Source organism: Pseudomonas sp. NPDC098740, from assembly GCF_044760065.1.
GTDB lineage: Bacteria > Pseudomonadota > Gammaproteobacteria > Pseudomonadales > Pseudomonadaceae > Aquipseudomonas > Aquipseudomonas rossensis.
Map to the genome: position 1 here is coordinate 282,737 of NZ_JBIWAM010000001.1, position 12,761 is coordinate 295,497.

The 12,761-nt window shown below is 57.2% G+C and carries 11 protein-coding genes and 1 pseudogene; 8 read left to right on the plus strand and 4 right to left on the minus strand.

Features of this window, described 5'->3' with window-relative positions:
- Positions 1 to 370: 370 nt before the first annotated feature.
- Positions 371 to 2,017: a malate dehydrogenase (quinone) gene (gene mqo, locus ACIQU2_RS01450; RefSeq protein WP_403137904.1), complete on the plus strand. Its 1,647-nt coding sequence runs from the start codon at positions 371 to 373 to the stop codon at positions 2,015 to 2,017.
- A 117-nt stretch (positions 2,018 to 2,134) separates the two neighbouring features.
- Here the strand turns inward: mqo and ACIQU2_RS01455 are convergent, their stop codons facing one another.
- A complete protein-coding gene (locus ACIQU2_RS01455; protein ID WP_403137906.1) occupies positions 2,135 to 2,413 on the minus strand; it encodes a hypothetical protein in 279 nt (92 codons plus the stop codon).
- Between the two features lie 201 nt (positions 2,414 to 2,614).
- Here ACIQU2_RS01455 and ACIQU2_RS01460 point away from each other — a divergent pair, with 201 nt between their 5' ends.
- The gene (locus tag ACIQU2_RS01460) at positions 2,615 to 2,980 is read left to right on the plus strand and encodes a hypothetical protein (RefSeq protein WP_347805211.1); all 366 of its coding nucleotides are present in this window, start codon (positions 2,615 to 2,617) and stop codon (positions 2,978 to 2,980) included.
- A gap of 82 nt (positions 2,981 to 3,062) precedes the next feature.
- Here the strand turns inward: ACIQU2_RS01460 and ACIQU2_RS01465 are convergent, their stop codons facing one another.
- Positions 3,063 to 3,683 carry a hypothetical protein gene (locus ACIQU2_RS01465; RefSeq protein ID WP_403137910.1) on the minus strand — a complete coding sequence of 207 codons (621 nt, stop codon included), beginning with the start codon at positions 3,681 to 3,683 and terminating at the stop codon, positions 3,063 to 3,065.
- 504 nt (positions 3,684 to 4,187) lie between these two features.
- Between ACIQU2_RS01465 and ACIQU2_RS01470 the strand changes: the two are divergent.
- A pseudogene (locus ACIQU2_RS01470) lies at positions 4,188 to 4,309 on the plus strand (DUF6124 family protein); the annotation flags it as partial.
- Between the two features lie 196 nt (positions 4,310 to 4,505).
- Here ACIQU2_RS01470 and ACIQU2_RS01475 read toward each other — a convergent pair.
- Together ACIQU2_RS01475 and ACIQU2_RS01480 are read right to left on the minus strand one after the other, a co-directional pair.
- On the minus strand, positions 4,506 to 4,889 hold the full coding sequence (locus tag ACIQU2_RS01475) for a hypothetical protein (RefSeq protein WP_403137913.1): 384 nt from the start codon (positions 4,887 to 4,889) through the stop codon (positions 4,506 to 4,508).
- A gap of 102 nt (positions 4,890 to 4,991) precedes the next feature.
- Positions 4,992 to 5,927: a LysR substrate-binding domain-containing protein gene (locus tag ACIQU2_RS01480; protein WP_347804861.1), complete on the minus strand. Its 936-nt coding sequence runs from the start codon at positions 5,925 to 5,927 to the stop codon at positions 4,992 to 4,994.
- A gap of 151 nt (positions 5,928 to 6,078) precedes the next feature.
- Between ACIQU2_RS01480 and ACIQU2_RS01485 the strand changes: the two genes are divergently transcribed.
- The 5 genes from ACIQU2_RS01485 (at position 6,079) to ACIQU2_RS01505 (ending at position 12,666) form a co-directional block, all read left to right on the plus strand.
- Positions 6,079 to 6,837 carry an alpha/beta fold hydrolase gene (locus ACIQU2_RS01485; RefSeq protein ID WP_403137916.1) on the plus strand — a complete coding sequence of 253 codons (759 nt, stop codon included), beginning with the start codon at positions 6,079 to 6,081 and terminating at the stop codon, positions 6,835 to 6,837.
- A 55-nt stretch (positions 6,838 to 6,892) separates the two neighbouring features.
- Positions 6,893 to 8,440: a GMC family oxidoreductase gene (locus ACIQU2_RS01490; protein WP_403137918.1), complete on the plus strand. Its 1,548-nt coding sequence runs from the start codon at positions 6,893 to 6,895 to the stop codon at positions 8,438 to 8,440.
- Between the two features lie 65 nt (positions 8,441 to 8,505).
- On the plus strand, positions 8,506 to 9,435 hold the full coding sequence (locus ACIQU2_RS01495) for a LysR substrate-binding domain-containing protein (RefSeq protein WP_347804858.1): 930 nt from the start codon (positions 8,506 to 8,508) through the stop codon (positions 9,433 to 9,435).
- Positions 9,436 to 9,551: 116 nt separating this feature from the next.
- A complete protein-coding gene (locus ACIQU2_RS01500) occupies positions 9,552 to 11,189 on the plus strand; it encodes a GMC family oxidoreductase (protein ID WP_403137920.1) in 1,638 nt (545 codons plus the stop codon).
- 19 nt (positions 11,190 to 11,208) lie between these two features.
- On the plus strand, positions 11,209 to 12,666 hold the full coding sequence (locus ACIQU2_RS01505) for an aldehyde dehydrogenase family protein (protein WP_347804856.1): 1,458 nt from the start codon (positions 11,209 to 11,211) through the stop codon (positions 12,664 to 12,666).
- Positions 12,667 to 12,761 lie beyond the last annotated feature (95 nt).

Genomic DNA, 12,761 nt, shown 5'->3' on the forward strand with positions numbered 1-12,761 from the left:
TCGTCGAGAAAATCACGATGAGTATAGTGGGCTCAGCGCCCGTGCCCGGACTATCAAGTCGGGAACAGACGCGCGGGTTTGCCGTGTCGTGATATTCTTCGCCCTAACTTGCTTTGACCTATTCAGTTTGCGCGTCCTTGAGACGCGCCAACAGAATCACTGTCGCTCAAGTAGCTGAAGCCAATAAAGATAAAAAGTCAGTTCAGTAGGGACATATAAACTGAGGTCGATGGAGACACGTCGGCCTTGTGTGCCCACCCTCCAATCCTTATGAGTGCGGAACCCACAGCATGCTGCCTGCATGCCGTGAGCCAGGGGCCTCAAGCATGGGGATGGAAGGGCGGATGGCGTTTTATCATAGGTGCTACACATGTTTAAAAAAATGAACACGGCCCTGCTGGGGCTGGCTTTGTCGATGGGGATCGCGTCCGCGCAAGCGGAAGAGGCAAAGAAAGTCGATGTGCTGCTCATTGGCGGCGGCATCATGAGCGCGACCCTCGGTGTTTGGCTCAATGAGCTGGAACCGGGTATGTCGATGGAAATGGTCGAGCGCCTCGACGGCGTCGCCCAGGAAAGCTCCAATGGCTGGAACAACGCCGGTACCGGTCACTCTGCCCTGGCCGAGTTGAACTACACCCCGGAAGACGATAAAGGCAACGTCCAGATCCCGAAAGCCGTTGAAATCAACGAAGCCTTCCAGATCTCCCGTCAGTTCTGGGCCTGGCAGGTTCAGCAAGGCGTGCTGAAAAACCCGCGTTCGTTCATCAACTCCACGCCGCACATGAGCTTTGTGTGGGGCGATGACAACATCAAGTTCCTGAAGAAGCGCTACGAAGCCCTGCAAGCGAGCCCGCTGTTCGCCGGCATGCAGTACTCCGAAGACCCGGCTGTGATCAAGAAGTGGGTTCCGCTGATGATGGAAGGGCGTGACCCGAACCAGAAAGTCGCGGCCACCTGGTCTCCGATCGGTACCGACGTCAACTTCGGCGAGATCACCCGCCAATTCGTTGCGCACCTGCAAACCACGCCAAAGTTCGACTTGAAACTGTCTAGCGAAGTGCAAGACATCACCAAGAACGAAGACGGCAGCTGGCGCGTCAGCTACAAAAACCTGAAAGACGGCACCAAAACCGAAACCGACGCCAAGTTCGTCTTCATCGGCGCGGGCGGCGGTGCACTGCACCTGCTGCAGAAGTCTGGCATTCCTGAAGCCAAGGAATACGCAGGCTTCCCGGTAGGCGGCTCGTTCCTCGTGACCGAAAACCCGACCATCGCCGAGCAACACCTGGCCAAGGCCTACGGCAAAGCCTCCGTGGGCGCACCGCCAATGTCGGTTCCGCACCTGGACACCCGTGTCCTGGACGGCAAGCGCGTCATCCTGTTTGGCCCATTCGCGACCTTCAGCACCAAGTTCCTGAAAGAAGGCTCGTACCTGGACCTGCTGACCACCACCACCACGCACAACGTGTGGCCAATGACCAAAGTCGGCATCAAGGAATACCCGCTGGTCGAGTACCTCGCCGGCCAACTGATGCTGTCTGACGAAGACCGCCTCAACGCCCTGAAAGAATACTTCCCGAACGCCAAAGCCGAAGACTGGCGCCTGTGGCAAGCCGGCCAACGCGTGCAGATCATCAAGCGTGATGAAGCCGCGGGTGGCGTGCTGAAGTTGGGTACTGAGATTGTTGCTTCGCAAGACGGCACCATTGCTGGTTTGCTGGGCGCATCGCCGGGTGCATCGACTGCTGCGCCGATCATGCTGACCGTGCTGCAGAAAGTGTTCAAGGACAAGGTTGCTAGTCCTGCCTGGCAGGAAAAGCTGCACCAGATCGTGCCGAGCTATGGCACTCAGTTGAATGGCAGTCCTGAGAAGGTGGCTGAGGAGTGGGCTTACACCGCCAAGGTGTTGCAGCTGACTCCGCCGCCGGCGATTGGTCAGGTGGTGGCTCCGGCTGCTGCTCCGGCTGCTCCGGCCAAGGCGCCGAAGGCTAATGCTGCGACTGATATGGCTCTGTAACTAGAGGCCAAATCAAAAGCCCACTGAACCGGTGACGGTCAGTGGGCTTTTTTGTAGGCGCAATTCAGTTCTTGCAGGTTACGCAACACTTAAGGCCGAAGCGGGCGGACCGCTATCTCAATACTGCGTTGGTTTTTGCTCAACGTCCTTCGAGCCGCTAGAGGTGGCCGCATCTTTGTCCGTCTCTTCCGAGTCGGCACCGGAGTTTGAACCCGCAGCTTCCTCACCTTTTTTGTCGGCCTTGTCCTCCTTGGATTCAGAGCCCTGAGCCTGGTGGATTCCGGGAAGCGCGGCAGGTGGCACAGCAGAGTCTTCAGTCACCTTTTCGGCAGCCAGTGCGAAAAGCGAGCAGGCGAACAGGCCCGCGATCGTGAGAGCAGCAATTGTCCTGTTCATCATTTAGGCCAGCCATGTGAGGGGGTGTACAACGTTGGAATAACCGGGAATGGGAAGGTGCTGGGAAGCTGACAAGCGGTGGTGGCTCCTGAGTTCACAGCTCCAGAGATGGCCAAGGCAGTGCCTTCATCCGTCGCGACAAAATGGCTTAAGCTAAGCGAAGGCTGGAATGGAACATCTCGACTAAAGGACGCGACATTTATGGAAATCCCTTTTTCTCAAATCAGCGAGCGTTTGAACAATCGCCGATTTTCGGTAGCAGACAACGCCCACGGACTGTCCGATGCGCGCACCGTATTTCACTACCATGTCGAGGAAGATGCCATTTGGGGTACTTACCAGGGCGGCCATATCCGCATGGGTAATCAAGTCGGACGCGTGACAGGCCCCGATACCATTGAGCTTCTTTATCAGTGCTTGACTACGGAGGGTGAGACTCTTGCCGGCTGGTCTCGGGGCACGGTGGGCGTTGATCACGCAGGACGTACTACTCTGGCCTTTGTATGGGGTTGGTTGTCGGGCGCGACGGGAGGAGGGGAGTCGAGCTACGTCGAGCTTGCCGCGTAGCGGTTAAGCAGAAAAAGTCGGACTCCGCCGCCGGTGATTGGTCAGGTGGCGGCTCCGGCTATTGTTCCAGAAAGGTGAACGATCATTCGTCGTACATCAATTCCAGGCTATTTATCCATTCATTCGGCGCATTGTATCTTGCGTAATAAATCTCCCTTTCTGCTCCGCTTAAATTAGTAAAAAACAGCGAGAAGTAACTGTCGTTATAGTAGCCCTGAGCGCCTTGCATATTTCCTCCCCACCACAAAGGGTTGTACCCCTCAAACGCTATCCAGGGTGGTGGAACGGCCAACTTCTCAAGCTGAATGATGTTCAGGAATTCGACGCTGTTCGTAACCATCCGTATCGTTGTGGCATTAAATTCTCCGTCGGAACTGAAATAGATCAGGTGGTTGTTTTCTCGGATATCTGAATAACGTTTTACGGGAAGGTCGTTGAATAGTTTTTCAGTCTTGAACCTGAAATTCGATTCGACGAGTGCCGAAAACGTATGAGCGTCTTCATTGCCGATTAAGAAAGCAGAGTAATAGGCCGAGATACCGATATCGTCCAAAGATACCACTTGCGGATAGTCGGTCAGAGACCGAGGGAGGCGTGATAGAGGCTCAGCAAAAACCGACTTCAACTCTGGTATGGAGTAGCCGGCAACTTGCTCTTCCTGGCCACGTCTTACGAAAGCTTTTATTCGACTGAAAATACTCATTCCCTATCCTCGATCCTTGAGATGACCAATCAATTTTGCCCATTTCTGGGCGCTGACAGATAGGCGTGCTGCTCTGCTATCCAAGCATCCGGGTAGGGCTCCGAGTCCTCTGGAAACTCGGTTCGATACGTTCCGAAATCAAGAAAGTCCTAGTAAATCTGCATCGCTTCAATGCGGGACATAGCCCAGAAAACCCACACGCATTCACTGCCAGGCTCGTTCAGGTTGCGGGCGGCATCTCCGGTGGGGCCGAGGGGGATGCAGGAGGGGAGCAGTTGGCCTTCTTCGTCAGGAGAAAGCCGGATTTCGTGGTAGTACCTTTTGGGCATCGAGGGTTCTACTTTTGTTGGAGTGCAGGATGTATAGCATTAGTAGTGTTCAAACTGAATGTCTGACGCCCCGGGAAAAAATAATCCATCACCATTATTCTGAAAAATAAATCTGTCCCGGTTTTTGTAGTCCCGGTTTTTGTACTTCAGCCAATGTCATGGCCAGCGAATTGGCGAATTGGCGTTCAGTCTCACCGGCCCCCGCAATGCAATATGGCGCTAGCCATCCAGCAGATGATTTCCCTGGCAGAGTTGCTGGTGAATCGGGTGCTGGATCAGGTAGATCCGCAGAAGTAGGTTAGGGCGTTGTTTCAACGCGACTCGCAGTAAAAAAGCCCACTGAGCCGGTGACGGTCAGTGGGCTTTTTTATGTCTGAAATTCTGGTCTTGCAGGTTACGAAATGCTCAAAGCAGACAAGTGTTTGTGGCAAGTCAGATTCCCTCATCGCCGCACATCAACTCCAGGCTTTCTATCCATTCTTGCGCTTGATCCTTATTTTATACGCAAGAACTCAAGAATTTGCCGTGCCCTCGTCCACGCATAAAAAATCAAAAAAGAAACAACTGTAACAACCACCATAGGGGCGATGGCATTAATGCCCGTGGTGATGGTCGAATAGAGTGAAAGAAGAATAGTGAGGGTGACATAGCTTGCGGCGGTCTTGCTAAACACTCCTAGTATCACCGGCACGATTGCAATCAGGGCCGAATGGGCCGCGATGGTCAGAGAAATATCCATGATCAACTGTGCAGGAATATTGCCGAATTGAGCCTGCGCGATTTGGATCATGGCTTCGTTTAATAAGATTTGTAATGTCGCGACCATGACAGTGCTGATTAGAATAATCGGCCAAATTTTTTTGTGTGCGATGTTCATCGGTTATATGTAGTCCTATGGCTGAATCGGTGGCGTCATTGCCGGATGCGGCTGTCGCTGGGCGAATGATTTAAAGTTTATCCAGGTTCCTGAGACAAGACATCAAACCAGTGGACTCACCCGCATCCCTCGCGCCGGGTCATCCAGCAACTTGAATTGCTCCACCATGAAATCGATCAACATCCGCATCGACGGCAGCATCCCATGCCTGCTCGCAAACACGGCATAAATCATCTCCGTCCTCGGCGCCCAGTCTGGCAAAATCATCACCAGTTGCCCGCGATCAATGTAGTCGTGCACCAGGGACATAGGCATCTGCGCAATGCCGACGCTGTCCAGCGCCGCGCATCGCAGCATGGGCAGTCCTTTGGTGATGAGATGCGGACGGTGTTGAATCGTAAATTCCGCGCCATCCTGATGAAACAACGTCCAGCTGTAATCACGTTGCGGACTGCCGTGATGGACGCTGGGGAAGCGTGACAGGTCTTCCGGTTTTTCAGGCTCACCCAGGCGCTGCAGTAGCGCGGGACTTGCCACCAAACATTGTGGCCGCTGGGACATAACCCGGTTAACCAGGTCCGAGTCCTGAAGGGGAGGCGGGCGTACTCTCAGTGCCAGATCAACGCCCTCGGCCACCACGTCTACTTGACGGTCGCTGGCTTCCAGATGCACTTCGACACGCGGGTGCATGGCCATGAATCGCGTGATCATGCTGCCTACGCACTCTTCCAGTAACACCGTCGGGCAGGTGACGCGCAGCAAGCCGCCAGGTTCTGAGCGGGTCATGGCAATGGCCGCTTCAGCGGCTTCTGCTTCCTTGAGCATTGAACGGCAATGGGCGTAGTACGTCAGCCCTAGTTCCGTCACTTTGAAACTGCGGGTGTTACGGATGATCAAGCGCACACCGAGTCTTTCTTCGAGCAGTGCGATCCGTCGGCTGAGGTTGGATTTTGGAATGCCTAGCGCCCGAGCAGTCGGCGCGAAGCCACCGTGGTCCACCACCATAACAAAGTACTGAAGGTCATTGAGATCGAGCACTGGGCGACGTTCATTCAGCCAAAGGAGGCCAACTATACAAGAAGGATCGTCCACTGTATGGGAAAGAGAAACCAACTATTGGGGCCTAGTTGACCAGGCAACACGGCGGCTAGATTGCCGCTGTTTGGTTGGTTCACTTAAGGAGATACAGATGTTACGCAGGACAGTTCTCGCCATGTCTTTGGGTTTGGCCGCACTGGGTTCGGTGTGTTGTGCCAATGCTGCAAATGATCCTTCCGTTGTGCTGGTGCATGGGGCGTTTGCCGACGGTTCTGATTGGGCGAAGGTGATCACCTTGTTACAGGCCAAGGGAGTGCAAGTACGGGCCGTGCAGAACGGTTTGAATTCACTGGCCGATGATGTGGTCACAACCCGTCGCGCTATTGAAGCGGCGCCGGGCAAAGTGGTGCTGGTCGGGCATTCGTGGGGCGGCAGTGTGATCACTGAAGCCGGTGCCAGTGACAAGGTAGCGGCGCTGGTTTACGTGGCCGCCTTCGCCCCGGACGTCGGGCAGACCACGGGTGAGCTCGGTAAAGACTATCCGCCGTCGCCGGGCATGCGCGAATTTGTGGCCGACAAGGCCGGGTATCTGTCGCTCACGCAGCATGGTATGGAGCAGGATTTTGCCCCGGACGCGCCCGCCGCGCAGGCCCGATTGATGGCCTCCACGCAAGGCGCCATCAATGCCCGAGCGTTCGACGAACGCATCAGCGTGGCCGCGTGGAAGCAGAAGCCATCGTGGTACATCGTCAGTGAGCGCGATCGCATGATTGCACCTGAACTTCAGCGCGCACTCGCCAGGAAAATAAATGCCACAACGACGGCGCTGCCCACCAGCCATGTGCCGCATCAGTCCCGCCCGGCAGACGTGGCCAAGGTCATTACCGAAGCGCTGAACACCACGCGCTGAACATGACCTGCGATGTAAATCAAAGTCGCTAGATCAATAAATAGGGATATGAAAGATGACTGTAAATAGCAAGGTATTCGACTTTGTCATTCTGGGTGGCGGTTCTGCCGGCGCCGTATTGGCGGCACGTTTGTCGGAAGACCAACAACTTAGTGTTCTGTTGGTTGAGGCGGGTCGAGCCTTTGAACCCGATGAATATCCAGAAGCGATCTACAGCAGCAATATCATCGCCGCCAACGCGGATGGACGTTATGAGTGGGGGTATTTCGCAACGCCGGTCGATCAACCACAAGCGGTCTACGTTCCGCGTGGAAAAGTATTGGGCGGGAGTTCCGCCATCAATGGCGCCGTTGCCTGCCGTGCGTTGCCTTTTGACTTTGCGCGCTTCACTGCCAAAGGCCTGAAAGGCTGGAGCTTTGAAGAGGTGCTGCCCTATTACAAAAAAATGGAGCGCACCCCGCACGGTGAAGAAGAATGGCACGGCCGCAGCGGGCCGCTGCCGATTCACCAAATGTCATTGGAGTACATCACTCCTGTACAGCGCGCAATGGTCGAGGCGGCATGGGCTTGCGGAGCCAACAAAGTTGACGACTTTAATGACCCAGAGGCCAATAACGGCGCCGGCCCCATTCCAATGAACGTGATCAACGGTGTGCGCGTTAACACCGGGATGGCCTATCTCACCCGTGAAGTACGCGCTCGCCAAAACCTGACAATCCTGGATCAAAGCCTCATCGACAAAGTGTTGATTGAAGGCGGCAAGGTTCAGTCCGTGCTGTTGGCTGGAGGTGAAAAAGTCCACGGCAGAGAAGTCATTCTTTGTGCTGGCGCCTATGGCTCTGCTGCCATTCTTCTACGTTCAGGTATCGGCCCCAGGGCAGACCTTGAAGCATTGGATATTCCCTTGGTCAAAGAGGCGCCGGTCGGTGTTCGACTGCTCGATCATGCGTTCTTCTGGATGAATTTCAGTGGAACAGAAGCGTTGAAGGGGCAGGATCATCCGGTGGTGGGGGCGCAGTGGTGGACCCACTCATCCTATGCCGGTTCGGATAAGGAACTGGATATCGCTATTTCTCCCTCGCATTTGCTCGATCCCGCCAGCAGTCCGACCGGTGTCGCGTTTTCGCTGGGGCTGGAACTGATGCATTGCACGTCCCACGGCCGCCTGCGTTTGAAAAGTCGCGATCCCGAAGAGGCACCTGTGATCGAACTGAATCATCTGAGCAGTGAGGATGATATGAACAGGATGATTGAGTGTTTCCGTCTGGCCAGAAAACTGGCCAACACCGAACCGCTTAAAAGCATCATCGTGGAAGAGCTCTATCCAGGCTCATCCACTGACGACAGTAATGAGCAAATTAGTGCCGCGCTGGCAAAAGGTGTGGGCACTTTGCAGCACCCTTGTTCGACGGCCCCGATGGGGTTGCCGGATGACCCAAACGCCGTGGTGGATGAGGAAGGGCGCGTTTACGGCATAGAAGGGCTGCGCGTTATTGATGCGTCTATTTTTCCCGAGATCCCGCTGATCAACTTGAACCCGACCGTCATCATGACGGCGGAAAAGTTGTCCGATGCCATTAAAAAATCCCTCCAGTCCGCATAAAAAACCTTGAGGGGGCATGCCTTCTGAAAGGTATGCCCCCCGACTTTTCTTTGGATTACCAAAACTTGAACAAACTGTCCGAGATGCATTCTTTCGTCATGGTGGTGGACACCGGCAGTATTTCCGAAGCCGCCCGGCGTTTGGGTATCGCCAAGTCAATGGTTAGCCTGCGGATCCAGCAATTGGAAAAGCGCCTGGGCAGCATCTTGTTGGAGCGTGGTCGTCAGGCCCGGCTGACTGAGTCGGGCGAGGTGTTTCACAGTTATTGCGTACGTATTCTGGCCGATGTCGAAGATGCCGAAGATGCAGTGTTGGCGTTTCAATCGAGTTTGCGCGGGGTCCTGCGGCTTGCAGCGCCGATGGCCTTCAGCATTCGCTACCTGACGCCGATTCTGTCGTCATTCGCGGTGCGTTACCCTGAGTTGCGGCTGGACGTCGAGTTTGATGACCGCCACGTCAACCTGCACGAAGAGCAGTATGACGCGGCCATCCGCATCGGCGAGTTGCCTGACTCCACGCTGGTCGCCAAGACCATTACGCCCAACCGGCACATCATTTGTGCGAGTCCGGAGTACCTGGCCGCTCACGGCACACCGCAAACCCCGCAAGAGCTGGCCCAGCATTTCGCCATGCTCTATGTGAATCGCGAACCCCACGGCATGTGGACGCTGCCGGTGAACAACACCTTGGAATCATTCCGTGTCCGTTGCCGTATGCGCACCAATAATGGCCATCAACTTTTGGAAGCCGCCAAGGCTGGTATGGGCCTGGCGATTTTGCCGACCTTCCTGGCGGCGCAGGCGATTGTCGCCGGTGAGCTTAAGGAGGTGCTCGCGCCTTATGCCCCTCGAGGCGGCAATATCTCGGCGGTTTACCGGCGATCTCAGCGAGCTTCGCCCAAGCTTCAGGCGCTGATCAACTTCCTCATCGAACAGATCGGTAGCCCGCCGGTGTGGGAGCAAATGCTGACGGCTCACTCGCAACCACAGCGTTGATTCGTTCGAGAATAACGAAACGTGGAATCGTCTTTTGCCGGCTTATGAGTCTGCGCACCCTCCCATATGCTTTTTCCCAACAGACGCAATCTGGCGTCTGACAGGGAAGAAGACGGATGAAGAGTACCCTTAACAATCCTGCTCGCCGTGCTGTTCTGGCCGGCGGTGTTGTGGCTGCCGCTACGCTGGCGGCGGGCAGTGGTTTGGCGCAGGCGTTGGAGTCAAGCGGTAGTACCGGCAAGCGTGCCGCTCACAGCGCCCCGGTTGATGTGATCATTGTCGGCGGTGGCTCGGCAGGTGCGGTTTTGGCCCGTCGTTTGAGCGAGAACAACCAGCGTCAGGTGGTATTGCTTGAGGCGGGCCACAGCTACAGTTCGCACAATTACCCCGAGATCATTGCCAGCAGTGACATCGTCGGTGCCAATGCCAATCCTGAGTTCGAATGGGGTTACAAGACCCGACCGGGCTACATCGATCATCCCATCGGCGCCTTGCGCGGCAAGGTGCTGGGAGGCAGTTCGGCGATCAATGGCGCGGTGGCCATCCGCGCCCGTGCCAGCGACTTCAAGCGCTGGGATCTGCCTGGCTGGAGCTATGAAGAGCTGCTGCCTTCGTTCAAAAAACTGGAAACCCACAGCGGTGGTGCCAGCCCGTTGCACGGCCATGAAGGGCCGCTGCCGGTGCATCAATTGGGCAAGGCCGATGTCACCCCCATGCAGCGGGCCTTCATCTACGCGACCTTCGCCAACGGCTACAGAGTGATTGAGGACTTTGACGGCGCTGACGCCCACGGCGTGGGTCCGTACCCGATGAACATTGTCAATGGCGTGCGGGTCAACACCGGCATGGCGTATCTCACCGATGAGGTGCGCGCACGCGACAACCTGCATATCCGCACCGACAGCCTGGTGGACAAAGTGCTGTTCGACGGTACTCGTGCGGTCGGTGTGCAACTGGGCAACGGTGAGAAGCTGCTGGCCGGTGAAGTCATCCTGTCGGCTGGCAGCTACGGCAGTGCCGCGATCCTGTTGCGTTCCGGCATTGGTCCTGGCGAGGACCTGCGAGCCTTGCAGATTCCACAAGTCGCTGAGCTGGCGGTCGGGCAGAACCTGGTGGATCACCCGTTCTATTACAACGCCTATGCCGCCAGGCCTGACCTGATCGGCAGCCAGTCGCCCGCCATCGGGGCCAAACTTTGGACCCACAGCCGTTCTGCCGAGAATGGCGAGCTGGATCTGCATATCACGGCCACCCATTTGTTCCCTCATGATCAGAGCCCGACCGGCGTTGGCTTCGTGCTCGCGGTAGCCCTGACCCGGCCACTGTCTCGGGGCAAGGTGACGCTGGCCAGTCGCGATCCGTTCGTGGCACCGAACATCGACCTGAATTTTCTCGCCGAGCCCAAGGATCGCCAGCGCCTGCTGGATGGCATCCGTCTGGCCCGCAAAATCGGCACCACGGGGCCTCTGAATTCGTTGATCCATTCCGAGCTCAACCCCGGTCAAGGCAACGATTCGGACGAGGCCTTGCTGGCCAGTGTCAAAGCCAGTCTCGACACCTATCACCACCCGACCTCGACGGCCCCGATGGGCAAGCCAGGGGATACGCGAGCGGTGGTCGACCTGCAAGCGCGGGTCATCGGTGTGCAGGGGCTGCGCGTCGTGGACGCGTCGGTCTTCCCCGACGTGCCATCCGTCGCCACCAACATCACCGTGATTGCCACCGCCGAGCACATTGCCCGTCTTTACGCTTGACCCTCAGGAACCTGCCTCTATGAACAGCACCCCGGTTTTGAACTGGATCGACGGCCAATGGCTGGACTCCGGTGTTTACAAAGACTCCATCGACCCTGCGACCTACGAGCTGATTGGTCGATACGCCGAAGGAGGCTTGAACGAAGCGCAACAAGGGATTGAAGCGGCGCAACGGGCGTTTGCCGAAACACCCTGGAAAGATGACCGCCAATTGCGCGCTCAGGTGTTGCTGGAGCTGGCGGACGCCTTCGAGCGCAACGCCGATGAGCTGATCGATACCCTGGCGCTGGAAAACGGCAAGATCCGACCCGAAGCCGAGTTCGAGGTCGGCATGGTGCCCTCCAAGTTGCGCTATTACGCCGCCCTGGCGCGTGCCGAATACGGTCGAGCGGCCGAGCCCCGACTCGGCAAGCTATCGTTGGTGATTCGTCAGGCGGTAGGCGTGGCGGGCATCATCGTGCCGTGGAACTCGCCGGTGGTGCTGATGATTCGCTCGCTGGCACCGGCGCTGGCGGCCGGTTGCACCACGGTCATCAAAATGCCCGGGCAAACCGCGCAGACCAACTGCCTGGTGGCCCGGATCATGAGCGAGGCGCTGTCGCTGCCGCGCGGCGTCATCAACCTGTTCAGCGAGCAGGGCGCGGCCGGCTCCATCCACCTGGTGGAATCACCCCGGGTTCCGGTGATCAGTTTTACCGGCAGCACCACCACCGGCCGGGCGATTTCAGCCGTGGGGGCGCAACACCTCAAGCGTTTTGGCCTGGAGTTGGGCGGGAAAACACCCATGTTGGTGTTTAACGACGCCGACCTTGATGCCGCAGTACCCACTCTGGTGAAAGCCCTGACGGTATTCGCCGGTCAGTTCTGCATGACCGGTTCGCGGCTGCTGGTGCAACGCGATATCGCCACGGCGTTGACCGAGCGTCTGGCCGAGCGACTGGAAGCCGTGCGTGTGGGGCCCGCCGCGGATTCGGCCAGCGAAATGGGTCCGTTGATCGATAAGCCCAACGTGCAACGGGTCAATCAAATCGTGAAGGAGGCGATTACCGCCGGTGCCCAGGTCATCGTTCGCGGTGGCCCGGTGACCGAGGGGCCTTTGGCCAAGGGCGCGTTCTATCGCCCGACGCTGCTGCGGGTCAGCGACCCCGAGATGGCGATCGTCCAGCGCGAAACTTTCGGCCCGGTGCTGACGCTGCAGGTCTTCGACAGCGAAGCCGAGGCGATCGAACTGGCCAACAACAGCGAGTTCGGTCTGGCGGCCAGTGTCTGGACCCGCGATGTCGACCGCGCGCTGCGGGTGGCTCGCGAACTGGAGGCGGGCACGGTGTGGGTCAACGACTGGGCCGTGGTCTACGACGAGTTCGAAGAAGGGGGTTTCAAACAGTCGGGGCAGGGGCGCCTCAACGGCGTGGCGGCCATGGATGACTTTGTCGAGTACAAACACATCGCCCTCAATCCTGGCCTGCGTCAAGGCTGAATCCAATGCAGCCACCCCGATTGTTGATCGGCATGCTGCTGGCAGGGACGCTTGCCGCGTCCTCTGCCTTTGCCGCCAACCAGAATAATGTGTCG